Below are 13,270 nucleotides of genomic sequence, written 5' to 3'. Positions count from 1 at the left end.
TCTGACTTCCTATGGCTTCCTTCAGACCCTGCCGTTGGCCCGCAGCGCCCTTGCCATTCGGATTATCTTCCCCTCAGTCAGGGTGATTCAGGTTTCTTTCAACCTGACGGGTTTGCCAGCTTCGCTGGGCAAACAAAAAAGCCCGGATAAACCGGGCTTTTTGATATACAAGACTGCAGTCCCAATTAACGCTTGGAGAACTGGGGACGCTTACGCGCCTTGTGCAGACCAACTTTCTTACGCTCAACGCGACGGGCGTCACGGGTCACGAAGCCGGCCTTGCGCAGGGCACCGCGCAGGGTCTCGTCATATTCCATCAGCGCACGGGTAATGCCGTGACGGATGGCACCAGCCTGGCCTGAGATACCACCACCGGCGACGGTGATGTACAGGTCCAGCTTTTCGCTCAGCTCGGTCAGTTCCAGCGGCTGACGAACCACCATACGGGCGGTTTCGCGACCGAAATACTGATCCAGTGAACGCTTGTTGATAACGATGTTACCGCTGCCCGCTTTTACGAATACACGCGCAGTGGAGCTTTTGCGACGGCCGGTACCGTAGTATTGAGTTTCTGCCATTTGCCTAATCCCGCCTTAGATGTCCAGTACTTGAGGTTGTTGCGCAGCATGGTTGTGCTGGCTGCCCGCAAAGACTTTCATCTTGCGGTACATGGCACGACCCAGGGGGCCGCGAGGCAGCATGCCGCGTACGGCAGACTCGATAACCATCTCGGGCTTGCGCTCGATCAGCTTTTCAAAGCTGATGGACTTGATGCCACCGGGGAAACCGGTGTGAGAGTAGTAAATCTTGTCTTCGGCTTTATTACCGGTTACCTGTACTTTCTCGGCGTTGATAACCACGATGTAGTCACCGCAGTCAACGTGAGGAGTGTATTCAGGCTTATGCTTACCGCGCAGGCGGCGGGCAATCTCGGTGGCCAGACGACCCAGAGTTTTGCCCTCTGCATCAACAACATACCAGTCACGCTTAACGGTTTCTGGCTTAGCAACAAAAGTTTTCATGGATGAACCCAAATTACTGAAAATGAATCCTACACTTGCGCACATGCGCAAAACACGATCAGACCTTCCGCCCCTTCGAGCAGTTGTCTGCTTACTGTGATGCCACCTTATCGGCAGCTGTGTAACGTGGGCCGGGCGATTATAGGTAAAGTTGCCTTAAAAATCACCTGCTAATTTCAATGCCCGTTGAAACCGGCTGGCTCGCCCGCCCTTTTCCCGACCATGCCTCGGATCGGGGCCGCATATTGTGACTAAGGAAGGTGCTCTCTGGCAAGATATTCATGTGATTGCATTTCAGTCAGCCGGGATAAACAGCGCCGGAACTCAAAATTAAGCCGTCCTTCCCCATAAAGTTGCTCCATAGGCACCGCTGCCGACATGATCAGCGTCACGTGGCGCTCATAGAATTCATCTACCATGGCGATAAAGCGCCGGGCAGCATCGTCGCTGTCGAGCCCCATGGGCTGCACATTGGCCAGTAAAACCGTATGGTAGCAACGGGCCAGCTCGATATAGTCCAGTTGCGAGCGGGCAGTGCAGCACAGCTCATGAAAGTCAATGTAAAGTACACCATCACCTTCCGCAACGGCACTTAACTGCCGCTGATTCACTTCTATTTCAGTTTCCCAGCGTCCGGACTCATTGCTGAGCTGAGAAAAATACTGTTCAAGGTTAGCGCTGGCCTGGGCATCCAGTGGCGAGTGATAAATCTCAGCCTGCTGCAGGGTCCGCAGCCGGTAGTCAGTGCCCGAATCCACGTTGACCACTTCGCAGTTAGCCTTGATAAGGTCAATGGCCGGCAAAAACCGGGCCCGCTGCAGGCCATTGCGGTACAACTCATCGGGGGGAATATTGGAGGTGGCTACCAGTGTCACCCCATGGCCGAACAGATATTCGAACAGGGTGCCGAGGATCATGGCATCGGTGATGTCGGACACAAAAAACTCGTCAAAACAGATCACCCTGGCATCCCGCGCCAGCCGCTCTGCCACCACTTTAAGCGGATCTGCTTGCCCCTTCAGACTTTTCAGCTCATCGTGTACCCGCACCATAAAACGGTGAAAGTGCACCCTTAGCTTGCGCTCAAAAGGCAGACAGTCGTAGAAAGTATCCATCAGATAGGTTTTGCCCCGGCCTACTCCCCCCCAGAAATAAAGTCCGCGCACTGCAGTAACCGGCGTCTCTGTCTTGCCGGTCAGCCGCTGCCACAAACTGGGCCTGGGGGTAACGGGCGGAGCTGCCGTCAGGTCATCATAAAGACGCTGCAGGTGACTAACGGCCTGCGCCTGGGCGGCATCTTTCACAAAATCGGGACGATTCAGATCTGACTGATATTTGCTGCTGGGAGTCATGACGGTCACGGAGTAAATACAGGGGCTTCAGTGTATGGCTGACCGTTGACGGCAGCAAGAATGAGCCGGCAGAGGCTTGATCTTCCACACAAAAAGCACAATTAATGAAGGTAACCGCATTTCGTTACCAGCGCGGAACTCCCCTTGCCGCCATGAGTCTGACAGACAACTTCCGGCATTTATTGTGTTAACAGTTAGGAGCATATGCATGAAAGGTCGACGTCTTCTGTTGTCCGCCCTGGCCCTGAGCCTGGGCCTGACCACCATTCCTGCGGCACAAGCCGCCCTGCCCTTTGGCGCAGGCAGTGAAATCAACAGTCTGGCCCCGGTGGTGGAGAAGGTCAGCCCGGGCGTGGTCAATATCTCGGTATCGGGAAACAAGGTCAGCCGTCAGGTCCTGCCCGAGCCGTTTCGGTTCTTTTTTGGCCCAAACATGCCCGGTGAGCAGGTGCGGGAACGTCCCTTTCAGGCGCTGGGCTCAGGCGTGATTATTGATGCCAAAAAAGGTTATGTGATCACCAATAATCATGTCGTTGAAGATGCTGACAAGATTTTGATTACCCTGATCGACGGCCAGGAATATGAAGCTGAACTGATCGGTGCAGACAAGGAATCAGACATTGCCGTGCTCAAGGTGGACGCCAAAAACCTGGTAGAAATCAGCTTTGCTGACTCAGACCAGTTACGCGTAGGTGACTTTGCCATTGCTATCGGTAATCCCTTTGGCCTGGGCCAGACAGTGACCACCGGTGTAATCAGCGCGCTGGGGCGTACGGGCCTGAATGTAGAAAACCTGGAAAACTTTATTCAGACCGACGCCGCCATCAACTCGGGTAACTCCGGTGGTGCTTTGCTGGATCTCAAAGGAAATCTGGTGGGCATCAATACCGCCATTCTCGGCCCGGGCGGCGGCAATATCGGCATCGGGTTTGCCATTCCGGCCAACATGGTGAAGAACCTGGCAGATCAGATACTTGAGTATGGTGAAGTACGCCGGGGTGTGCTTGGTGTAATGGGCGGCGAGCTCACGTCCGATCTGGCCCGCACCTTTGGCTATCGCAGTCAGCACGGTGCCTTTGTCAGTCAGGTACTGGAAGACTCTGCTGCCGATGAAGCCGGGCTGAAGGCCGGAGACATTATCATCAGTCTGGACGGTAAGCCCATTCGCTCCTTTGGTGAACTGCGCGCCAAGGTAGCCACCATGGGGGCAGAGCGCACCGTGGAACTGGGCCTTTTCCGTGACGGCAAGGAAAAAACCGTTGAAGTCACGCTGGACAAAGCCAGTGAACAGAAAGTTGCTGCCAACACCCTGCATCAGGCGCTCGAAGGTGCCTCACTGGCCAACAGTGACCGTGGTGACAGCGTACGCGGCGTGCGCGTCACTGAGGTGGTTCCCCGCTCACCGGCGGCCATGTCCGGCCTGGAGGAAGGTGACGTCATTATCGGCGTCAACCGCCAGCGGGTAAAAGAGCTGGGCGAGCTGCGCAAGATTATTGAGGGTAAGCCCGAAGTGCTGGCGCTGAATATTCAGCGTGGTAATTCATCCATCTATCTGGTACTAAGATAACTTACTGAAATGAAAGGGAGTCTGTCTCTGGGCGGCTCCCTTCATGACGGCTTTATGTTATGCTTTACGGATTCAGCAGCCACCGGCTTATTTCATGCGGCCAGCCACTTTTATCAGATATTGCCTTCAAGGTACGCTTTATGGCGTGCTGATGGCAGTGTTGCTGTTGCTATTATTTCCTCAACTGCGTACTCAATCTCTCGAACACTGGTGGCGTAATCCGCAAACCGGTGTTACCAGCTTTGCCCATGCGGCCTCCCGTGCCGGCCCCGCTGTGGTCAATATCTATACTCGCAGCTTTCAGCACAGCAGCGCCAACCCCACCCTGAATGCAACCGGCCTGGGCTCGGGGGTAATTATGTCAGCTCGTGGCTTTGTTCTGACCAATTATCATGTAATTGCCGATGCCGATCAGGTCATAGTGGCTCTGCAGGACGGACGTATTATTGCTGCCAGAGTCATTGGCTTTGATGTTCCCACGGATCTGGCCGTACTGAAAATCGACGGTGACCGCTTGCCGGAAATTCCACAAAGTGACGATATCAACCCACAGGTGGGCGATATTGTGCTGGCCATCGGCAACCCCTACAACGTGGGCCAGACCATTACTCAGGGTATTATCAGCGCCACCGGCCGCACCGGCCTGTCGAGCATGGGTCCGGACAGTAACGGCCGTCAGGATCTGCTGCAGACCGATGCCGCCATTAATGCGGGCAACTCGGGCGGTGCCCTGGTGAATGTTTACGGTGAGCTGGTAGGCATTAACACGGCGTCATTTCAGAGCGTGGCCCATCAGGAAAGCTATGGTATCAGTTTTGCCATTCCCTATGCTCTGGCAGCCCGTATCATGCAGGAATTAATCACCAATGGCCGGGTGATCAGGGGCTACCTGGGTATTGGCGGTGCAGACATTCCGCCGGTAATGGCTCGCCTGCTCAATATGGAAGAGCGGGCTGGTATTTATGTAGACAGCGTCAGCCCGGATGCGCCGGCAGACAAGGCCGGTATTGTCAGCGGTGATGTAATTCTGGCGCTTGATGGTAAGGAAATCGTCAATACCCGCCAGGCCATGGACACGATAGCAGAAACCCGGCCGGGCACGGAAATTCGCGTCACCCTGTTACGAGAAGGCAAAATGCTGACAGTACCGGTGAAAATTGAAGAAGACAGACGCTTTCAGCGACTGCGCTGAACAGAAAGTTAGAAGCTAGAAGCTAGAAGCTAGAAGAAAGTGAGCTGCCAACGAAAAAGGGAAGACAACTGCATGTCTTCCCTTTTCATTGTCACTTCAGTCCACTCGAACGACTTCTCGCTTCCAGCTTCAGTTGCCCTTGATCCGCTCTATGTTGCCGCCCAGGGCTTCGAGCTTGTCTTCAATCACTTCATAGCCGCGGTCAATGTGGTAGATGCGATCCACTATGGTGGTACCTTCGGCCACAAAGCCGGCCAGCACCAGACTGGCCGAAGCGCGCAGATCCGTGGCCATTACGGTGGCACCGGTCAGCTGCTCGGTATCGCCGCAAATGGCCATATTACCATTCAGTTCAATGCTGGCACCCATACGGTTCAGCTCGGGCACGTGCATAAAACGGTTTTCAAAAATGGTTTCGGTTACCTGCCCCACCCCCTTGGCTACCGCATTCAGCACGGTAAACTGAGCCTGCATATCGGTAGGAAAGGCCGGATAAGGCGCGGTTTTGATATCTACCGGCTTAAGGGTACGACCGGTCATATCAAGGCGAACCCAGTCTTCACCGGTCTCTACCAGAGCACCCGCTTCCCGCAGTTTTACTAATACCGCTTCCAGCAAATGCGGATCGGTATTGCGGCAGGTGATATCACCGCCGGTTACCGCTGCGCCCACCAGAAAAGTGCCGGTCTCAATGCGGTCGGGCTGCACACTGTAATTACCGCCGTGCAAGGCCTCAACACCATCAATGATCAGGGTATCCTGCCCAATGCCCTGAATGTTGGCACCCAGTGCATTGAGAAAGTTGGCCAGGTCCACCACTTCCGGCTCACGGGCGGCGTTTTCAATAATGGTACGGCCGTCTGCCAGCACTGCTGCCATCAGCAGGTTTTCAGTGCCGGTCACACTGACCATGTCCATCAGAATATGGGCACCTTTAAGCCGGCCATCAACCCGGGCCTTGATATAGCCGTCCTCGACCCTGATCTTTGCACCCATTTGCTCAAGGCCGTGAATATGCAGGTTGACCGGGCGGGCACCAATGGCACAACCACCGGGCAAAGACACATCAGCCTTGCCAAACTTGGCCACCAGCGGCCCCAGCGCCAGAATGGACGCACGCATGGTGCGCACCAGCTCATAGGGAGCAATATGGCTGTTTACGCCACCGGCCAGCACGGTAACACCGCCGTTCACCTGCACATCCACGCCCATGGACGCCAGCAGCTTGAGGGTGGTATCCACATCTTTCAGTCTGGGTACATTAGAAAGGTGGATGGCTTCATCACACAGCAGGGTGCCGAAAAGGATGGGCAGGGCGGCGTTTTTGGCACCGGAGATGGTCACCTCGCCGGCCAGCCGGCAGGGCCCCTGAATTCTGAACTTGTCCATTCGCGCTCCTGTCAGGACGGCATTATAAATTTACGCTCCCGGGCCCACTGCTCGGGAGTAAAGGTTTTCACACTCAGGGCATGAATGGCATTTTGGGCAATCAGGTCCATCAGCGGGCCGTTAATGGCCTGCTGGCGCTTCACCCGGCTCATCTCGGCAAACATATCGGCAACGGCAATCACCTGAAAGTGGTCACCATCATTTTTTACATGCAGCTCGTCCAGCTCCAGCGCATCACGCAGCCGGCGCTCTACTTCATTCTTCAGATCCATGTGGACTCCGTGAATCGTTATCGGGCAGGTCAAACAGACTGCCTACCCCGTATAAATCGGCCAGAGGATAAAACTCCTTCGGCGGTGAGAGCAACGCAAGACGCTTATTTTGAGCAGCGAGCTGCTGGCTCCATTGCACCAGCAACGCCAGCCCGGTGGAATCAATGCGTTCTACTGCACTCAAATCTGCCTGACTATCGGCAAACAGGGTATCACGCTCTGCCCACCAGGCCGGCACCTGTTCGCGGGTCAGCGGGCGGCTCAGTTTCATTGTCCGGTTTCCAGCGGCGTCACCGGCTTCCGGGTCAGCTCTCGCAGCTGCTCACTCACGGCCTCAATACCCTTCTGACGAATAAGACCACTGAGTTCAGATTGTTTGGCCGACAGCAGGCTGATACCTTCAGCAATCATATCAAATACTTTCCATTCGCCGGTGCGCTTGTTCTTGCGCAGCTTGAACTCCAGCTTGATTTCAGGCTTGTTCGGCTCCTGTACGGTGACAGGTACTGTAGCCAGGGTTTCTTCGGCAGAGGTACTGCCGGTGCCAATATTGACGGTCTGCTCTTTGTAAGCAGCCAGCGCATCGGCGTAAGTCACCACCAGATAATCACTGAAGGCTTTGACGAACTCTTCGCGCTGTTCGGAAGTCGTGTTCTTGAGCTGGCCACCGATAACGCGAAAGGCGGAGTAACGCACATCGACTGCCGGCAACATATCTTCCCGCACTATGGTCCGCAGGTGCTCAGGATCAGCAGCAATTTTGCTCTGCTCCTGTTTCAGCCGATCAAAGGTGCGCTGTGCCACTTGTTCCACCAGCTGATAGGGATCCGTATTTGCCATGGCAGGCATGGTTAACAAGCTGGTGATGACCAGCAAACAGGACATCAGTACTTTTTTCATGATTCCTCCTCAGTGAACTACCGGTTCAGTCTTTACCGATGGAATAGATAAACTTGCCGATTAACTCTTCCAGTACCAGAGCAGACTGAGTATCAGTAATGGTATCGCCATTTTCCAGCATGCCGATACCCATGTCTTCATCAGCAAAGCCGGGCGTAATGCCCAGATACTGCTCTCCCAGCAGACCTGAAGTCAGAATCGATGCGGTGCTGCTTTCGGAAAATTCACCGGCATCCTTATTAACCGCCAGCGTTACCACCGGTACCTGACTCTCTGCATCCAGGCGAATACCGGCCACCCGGCCTACCACCACACCACCCACCTTGATGGGTGAGCGCACTTTCAGGCCGCCTATGTTGTCAAAACGGGCATAGAGGGTATAGGTTTCGCTCTGGCCATTAACACTGACGCCCGCCACCTTGAAGGCCAGCAGCAGCAAGGCACCGATGCCGGCCAGCATAAAGCAGCCGACGCTGAATTCCAGTTTGCTGTATTTCATTATTAAGTTACCCGAACATAATGGCGGTCAGCACAAAATCGAGCCCCAGTACCGCCAGAGAAGAATGAACCACAGTGCGGGTGGTTGCCTGACTGATCCCTGCTGCCGTCGGCCTGGCATCATGGCCGTTAAACAACGCAATCCAGGTCACCACCAGTGCAAACACCAGACTTTTAATAAAGCCCTGCATAATATCGTCCTGCCAGTCGACGGCTGCCTGCATGGTGGACCAGAAGCCGCCGGCATCAACGCCCAGCCAGTCAACCCCAACCAGTTTGGCCCCCCAGATACCCACGATATTAAACATAAATGCCAACAAGGGCATGCTGATGACCCCCGCCCAGAAACGGGGGGCCACTACCCGGCGCAGCGGATCCACTCCCATCATTTCCAGGCTGGACAGCTGCTCGGTGGCTTTCATCAGGCCCAGCTCGGCAGTCAGTGCCGAGCCGGCACGACCGGCAAACAGCAACGCCGTCACCACCGGTCCCAGCTCCCGCAGCAGCGATAGTGACACCAGCTGCCCCAGGCTGCCCTCGGCACCAAAGTCCACCAGCACGTTATACCCCTGCAGCGCCAGCACCATGCCGATGAACAGTCCGGATACCAGAATAATCAGCACCGACTGAACACCGACCACATGTAATTGCTGTATCAGAAGTGGAAAATGTTTTCTGGGCTCTGGCTTGCCCACCAACGCATGCGTCAGCATAAAGCCACTGCGCCCTAACGCCGTCAGCGCCGATACGCCATTGCGGCCCAGACGACCAATCGTATCAGTCAGCATAAGCAAGTGACTCCCTGTAATCCGGTGCCGGATAATGAAAGGGTACCGGGCCGTCAGCTTCGCCTTGCAAAAACTGGATCACCTGCGGATCCTGATGCGCTTTCAGCTCTGCCGGCGTTCCCGCTGCGATTACCTTTTTATTGGCAATAATGTAGGCGTAATCGGCAATGCTCATCACTTCACCCACATCATGAGTTACCACCACAGAGGTCAGCTGCTGGGCACGGTTCAGTGAAGCTATCAGCCGAACCAGTACGCCCATACTGATGGGATCCTGGCCGGCAAAAGGCTCATCGTACATAATCAACTCGGGATCCAGCGCTATACTCCGGGCCAGCGCCGCGCGCCGGGCCATGCCTCCCGACAGCTCCGCCGGAAATAACGCGGCCGCACCACGTAAGCCGACCGCTTCCAGCTTCATCATGACTAACGTATGAATAATGGCTTCCGGCAGACCGCTATGCTCACGCAGCGGAAAAGCCACATTGTCAAATACTGACATACCGGTAAACAGCGCTCCGCTCTGAAACAACATGCCCATACGGCGACGTACGTCGTACAACTGCTTGCGGCCCAGAGCAGGAATGGATGCACCATCAAAGAGTATTTTGCCGCTGTCGGGCTTGATCTGGCCGCCAATCAGGCGCAGCAGTGTGGTCTTGCCAATGCCGCTGGGGCCCATAATGGCGGTGATCTTTCCACGCGGAATGTCCATGCTGATGCCCTCATAAAGAGGTCGATCACCACGGCTGAAGCAAAGATCCCTTATTTCAACAAGGCTTTGACTCACGCTATGTCCCCGCAAAAAAGAAGTGATTGTATGAGTTCGGCTGACTATCAGCAACTACAGCACACCGATTTGCGCCACCCTCTGACCAGAGCAGCCCTCGGGCAAATGCACCAAGCCGGTCGCTTCTCGGCCCCGGCTTTTCTATAATGTCGCGGCCTTAATGCGGAGAACCTCATGTCAGCTGAATTTGATTATCGCACCACTGCCCAACGTGTTCTGGATATTGAAAAGGCAGCCCTGGAGGGCCTTTCTCAATATCTGGATGAATCTTTTAACAAGGCCTGCCGGCTGATGTTTGAATGTCCCGGCAAGGTCATTGTCACCGGCATGGGAAAATCAGGCCATATTGCCAATAAAATCGCTGCTACCCTGGCCAGTACCGGCACTCCTGCTTTTTATGTTCACCCGGGAGAAGCCAGCCATGGTGATCTGGGTATGATAGACAGCAAGGATGTGGTGCTGGCGCTGTCCAACTCCGGCGAAAGCGAGGAAATTATCGCACTGTTGCCGGTGCTGCGCCGGCGTGGTCTTAAACTCATCTGCATGACCGGCAAGCCTGAATCCACCATGGCCCGGGAGGCAGATGTACATTTGTGTACTCGCGTCGAGCAGGAAGCCTGCCCGCTCGGGCTGGCTCCCACCGCCAGTACCACGGCGGCCCTGGCCATGGGCGATGCATTGGCGGTCGCGCTGCTTGAAGCCCGTGGCTTTACTGCCGACGACTTTGCCCTCAGCCATCCCGGCGGAGCCCTGGGTAAGCGGCTGCTGCTGCGGGTGGCCGACATCATGCACAAGGAAGACAAGGTACCCAGTGTGGGCCTGCATACTCTGGTGATAGAAGCACTGCTGGAAATTGGCCGCACTGGTATGGGCTTTACTGCCGTCGTCGATGATCAGGGCCGGCTGGCTGGCATCTATACTGATGGTGATCTGCGCCGGACCCTTGATCAAAAAGTGGATGTACACAACACCCGCATCGAGCAGGTGATGACCAAAGGCTGCACGACGGTTCCTCCGGGCATGCTGGCAGCAGAAGCCGTTAACCTGATGGAAGAGAAAAAAATCAGTGGTCTGCTGGTATTGGATGAACAGCAGCGTCCTATCGGTGCCTTTAATATGCACGACTTGTTACGCGCAGGAGTGATCTGATGACAGTGCAGACCCTTTATGGTGATATCAGCCAGGAGATCTGGCAGCAACTTAAACAAATTCGCCTGCTGATCTGTGATGTGGACGGCGTGCTGTCTGACGGCATGATTTATCTGGGCAATGACGGTGAGGAATACAAGAGTTTTTCCACCCGTGACGGCTTTGGTATCAAGGCACTGCTTAACGCCGGCATCGAGGTGGCGGTGATCACCGGACGCAACTCACGCATCGTCACGGATCGCATGAACGCATTGGGTGTGCGCCATATCTATCAGGGTCAGAGTGATAAACTGCGCAGCTATGGTGAGCTGCTTGATCACCTGCAGCTGACAGCACAACAGGTGGCCTATATCGGCGATGACGTGGTGGATCTGCCGGTGATGCAGGACTGCGGGCTGGGGGTGGCAGTGGCCGATGCGCATCCGCTGGTGCTGCGGCGCGCTGGCTACATTACCCGCACCACCGGCGGACACGGTGCCGTCCGTGAATTGTGCGATCTGTTGCTGGATGCTCAAGGCATACTGGCACAGGCTGAGGGCATGAGCGTATGAACCGTCAGACCTGGATATTTGCCGGTCTGTTTGTGGCCGCGCTGATCACCTGGCAATGGTTTCGCAACGATCAGACCATCATGGTAAACGAACAGGATTTTCAGCCCGATTTTGTGGCAACGAACCTCAGCAGCATACAGTACAACCGACAGGGGCTGCCCTATCGCGGCATGGAAGCGGAGCAGGCAGAGTACTACGAGTCCCTCTCCATGACCCTGATGAAAAAACCTGTTATCTTGCTTTATTCTCCTGACGGCCAGCCGCAATGGCGTCTCAGCGGTGATAACGGCACCATCAACACCGGCGATAATGCGGTGCTGACCAGCAATGTAGTGGGCAAAGGGCTGCAACCGGATGCGCTGGTGGAAACCCTGACCACCGAATATCTGGAGATGGATTTTATTAACAACAGGCTGCGTTCCGATCAGACAGTAAGACTGGAAAGCTCGCAGTATCAGGCGCAAGGCACAGGCCTGCTGGGCAAGCTTGATCAACAAACGGTGGAACTACTGAATGAAACCCGGGCAACTTACTTTAATCCTTAGTCTTGGCGGCCTGCTGGGCCTGGGTCAGGTGCAGGCCAAAGACAGTGACTATCGTCAGCCGGTTACCATAGACGCTGGCCGCCAGCTGGTGGAGCTGGCCGAAAACAAGGTGACCTTTACCGATAATGTAGTGGTGAAACAGGGCAGCATAGATGTGCGTGCCAGTGAACTGGTCGTGATCCGCAATGAGCAGGGGCTGCAGTCCATGACCGCCAGGGGCAATCCGGCTACTTACCGGCAAGTGCTCAATAACGGCAAGCCGGTACAGGCACAGGCACGGGAAATTCACTATGACATGGCGGCCCGCACCATCACCCTGATCCGGGAGGCGGAGCTTAAGCAGGACGATAACATCGTTACCGGCTACCGTATCCGCTACTTTATCGACAAGGAACAAATGGAAGCCGAGAGCCAGGGCGGCAAAGACAGGGTAACCACCATCTTTCTGCCGGAGCAGGTGCAGAATTTCGACAACCAGAGTAACGACTGACATGGCCAGACTTAAAGCACGCGGGCTGCAGAAAAGCTACAAAGGCCGCAAGGTAGTGGCAGATGTCAGCCTGACGGTAAATACGGGCCAGATAGTGGGATTGCTCGGCCCCAACGGTGCCGGCAAAACCACTTCCTTTTACATGATTGTAGGCCTGGTGCAGCGGGATGCAGGCAGCATCACCATAGACGACAATGACATCAGCCATGAGCCTATGCATGTGCGGGCCCGCGCCGGCATTGGCTATCTGCCTCAGGAAGCGTCCATTTTTCGCCGCCTGAGCGTGGCCGATAACCTGATGGCCGTACTGCAGACCCGCAAGGATCTGAACGCCGACGGCCGTAACGAAAAAATGGAACAGCTGCTGGAAGAGTTCAATATTGTCCATATTCGTGACAGTCTCGGTATGAGTCTGTCCGGTGGTGAACGCCGGCGGGTGGAAATTGCCCGGGCACTGGCGGCAGATCCGCGCTTTATTCTGCTTGATGAACCTTTTGCCGGCGTTGATCCCATCTCTGTGCTTGATATTAAGAAAATTATATTACATCTGAAAGATCGAGGCCTGGGCGTACTGATCACCGATCACAATGTGCGTGAGACGCTGGATGTATGTGAAAAGGCCTATATTGTCAGCCACGGGCACCGTATTGCTGCTGGCACACCAGCTGAAATCCTGGCCAATGAGCAGGTCAAGAAAGTCTATCTTGGTGAACAATTCAGCCTCTGAAGGCACCGCTTCGCGCGGTTGATATGGAAGGACGTTAG

General features: G+C 55.2%; 17 protein-coding genes. 7 read left to right on the top strand and 10 right to left on the bottom strand.

Features of this window, described 5'->3' with window-relative positions; all coding sequences use genetic code 11:
• Nucleotides 1-185 precede the first annotated feature (185 nt).
• The 3 genes from rpsI to zapE all read right to left on the bottom strand — a co-directional run bounded on the left by rpsI (nucleotide 186) and on the right by zapE (nucleotide 2,374).
• The gene (rpsI, locus tag R0I78_RS09160) at nucleotides 186-578 is read right to left on the bottom strand and encodes a 30S ribosomal protein S9 (protein ID WP_019935031.1); all 393 of its coding nucleotides are present in this window, start codon (nucleotides 576-578) and stop codon (nucleotides 186-188) included.
• A 15-nt stretch (nucleotides 579-593) separates the two neighbouring features.
• Nucleotides 594-1,022, bottom strand: coding sequence for a 50S ribosomal protein L13 (rplM, locus tag R0I78_RS09155; protein WP_019935032.1), 429 nt, complete (start codon nucleotides 1,020-1,022; stop codon nucleotides 594-596).
• 251 nt (nucleotides 1,023-1,273) lie between these two features.
• Nucleotides 1,274-2,374, bottom strand: a complete 1,101-nt coding sequence (zapE, locus tag R0I78_RS09150; RefSeq protein ID WP_317075122.1) for a cell division protein ZapE — start codon at nucleotides 2,372-2,374, stop codon at nucleotides 1,274-1,276.
• Nucleotides 2,375-2,582: 208 nt separating this feature from the next.
• Between zapE and R0I78_RS09145 the strand changes: the two genes are divergently transcribed.
• Nucleotides 2,583-3,941, top strand: a complete 1,359-nt coding sequence (locus R0I78_RS09145; RefSeq protein WP_317075121.1) for a Do family serine endopeptidase — start codon at nucleotides 2,583-2,585, stop codon at nucleotides 3,939-3,941.
• A 94-nt stretch (nucleotides 3,942-4,035) separates the two neighbouring features.
• Nucleotides 4,036-5,133: an outer membrane-stress sensor serine endopeptidase DegS gene (degS, locus tag R0I78_RS09140; RefSeq protein ID WP_026344835.1), complete on the top strand. Its 1,098-nt coding sequence runs from the start codon at nucleotides 4,036-4,038 to the stop codon at nucleotides 5,131-5,133.
• A 129-nt stretch (nucleotides 5,134-5,262) separates the two neighbouring features.
• Here degS and murA read toward each other — a convergent pair whose 3' ends face one another.
• Genes murA through mlaF form a run of 7 tightly spaced genes read right to left on the bottom strand, consistent with a single transcriptional unit; the run spans nucleotide 5,263 to nucleotide 9,770 of the window.
• On the bottom strand, nucleotides 5,263-6,522 hold the full coding sequence (gene murA / locus R0I78_RS09135; RefSeq protein ID WP_019935036.1) for a UDP-N-acetylglucosamine 1-carboxyvinyltransferase: 1,260 nt from the start codon (nucleotides 6,520-6,522) through the stop codon (nucleotides 5,263-5,265).
• A gap of 11 nt (nucleotides 6,523-6,533) precedes the next feature.
• Nucleotides 6,534-6,794: a BolA family protein gene (locus R0I78_RS09130; RefSeq protein ID WP_019935037.1), complete on the bottom strand. Its 261-nt coding sequence runs from the start codon at nucleotides 6,792-6,794 to the stop codon at nucleotides 6,534-6,536.
• Entirely contained in the window at nucleotides 6,778-7,065 is a 288-nt protein-coding gene (locus tag R0I78_RS09125) for a lipid asymmetry maintenance protein MlaB (RefSeq protein WP_019935038.1), read from the bottom strand. Before R0I78_RS09125 ends, R0I78_RS09130 begins: the two co-directional genes overlap by 17 nt.
• Nucleotides 7,062-7,697 (bottom strand): phospholipid-binding protein MlaC, encoded by a 636-nt coding sequence (gene mlaC, locus R0I78_RS09120; RefSeq protein ID WP_410506577.1) that lies wholly within the window; start codon nucleotides 7,695-7,697, stop codon nucleotides 7,062-7,064. The genes R0I78_RS09125 and mlaC overlap by 4 nt, the downstream gene beginning before the upstream one ends.
• A 22-nt stretch (nucleotides 7,698-7,719) precedes the next feature.
• A complete protein-coding gene (gene mlaD, locus R0I78_RS09115; protein WP_317075119.1) occupies nucleotides 7,720-8,193 on the bottom strand; it encodes an outer membrane lipid asymmetry maintenance protein MlaD in 474 nt (157 codons plus the stop codon).
• A 7-nt stretch (nucleotides 8,194-8,200) separates the two neighbouring features.
• A complete protein-coding gene (mlaE, locus tag R0I78_RS09110) occupies nucleotides 8,201-8,980 on the bottom strand; it encodes a lipid asymmetry maintenance ABC transporter permease subunit MlaE (RefSeq protein WP_019935041.1) in 780 nt (259 codons plus the stop codon).
• Nucleotides 8,970-9,770 (bottom strand): phospholipid ABC transporter ATP-binding protein MlaF, encoded by an 801-nt coding sequence (mlaF, locus tag R0I78_RS09105; protein ID WP_317075118.1) that lies wholly within the window; start codon nucleotides 9,768-9,770, stop codon nucleotides 8,970-8,972. Before mlaF ends, mlaE begins: the two co-directional genes overlap by 11 nt.
• A gap of 174 nt (nucleotides 9,771-9,944) precedes the next feature.
• Between mlaF and R0I78_RS09100 the strand changes: the two genes are divergently transcribed.
• From R0I78_RS09100 to lptB, 5 genes are read left to right on the top strand one after another with little or no spacing between them, the layout of a single operon-like run.
• Nucleotides 9,945-10,919 (top strand): KpsF/GutQ family sugar-phosphate isomerase, encoded by a 975-nt coding sequence (locus tag R0I78_RS09100; RefSeq protein WP_317075117.1) that lies wholly within the window; start codon nucleotides 9,945-9,947, stop codon nucleotides 10,917-10,919.
• Entirely contained in the window at nucleotides 10,916-11,470 is a 555-nt protein-coding gene (kdsC, locus tag R0I78_RS09095) for a 3-deoxy-manno-octulosonate-8-phosphatase KdsC (RefSeq protein WP_317075125.1), read from the top strand. Before R0I78_RS09100 ends, kdsC begins: the two co-directional genes overlap by 4 nt.
• Nucleotides 11,467-12,015, top strand: a complete 549-nt coding sequence (gene lptC / locus R0I78_RS09090) for an LPS export ABC transporter periplasmic protein LptC (RefSeq protein ID WP_019935045.1) — start codon at nucleotides 11,467-11,469, stop codon at nucleotides 12,013-12,015. The genes kdsC and lptC overlap by 4 nt, the downstream gene beginning before the upstream one ends.
• Entirely contained in the window at nucleotides 11,984-12,505 is a 522-nt protein-coding gene (gene lptA / locus R0I78_RS09085) for a lipopolysaccharide transport periplasmic protein LptA (RefSeq protein WP_317075116.1), read from the top strand. Before lptC ends, lptA begins: the two co-directional genes overlap by 32 nt.
• Before the next feature lies 1 nt (nucleotide 12,506).
• Complete coding sequence (gene lptB / locus R0I78_RS09080; protein WP_317075115.1) at nucleotides 12,507-13,232, top strand: LPS export ABC transporter ATP-binding protein; 726 nt, start codon at nucleotides 12,507-12,509, stop codon at nucleotides 13,230-13,232.
• The last annotated feature ends 38 nt before the right edge of the window (nucleotides 13,233-13,270 follow it).

Origin of the sequence: Oceanimonas sp. CAM02 (genome assembly GCF_032842915.1) — a bacterium.
In the GTDB taxonomy this organism is placed as follows: Bacteria; Pseudomonadota; Gammaproteobacteria; order Enterobacterales; family Aeromonadaceae; genus Oceanimonas; species Oceanimonas smirnovii.
The sequence above is the reverse complement of the archived record's forward strand: the minus strand, read 5'-3'. Positions and strand labels throughout refer to the sequence as shown.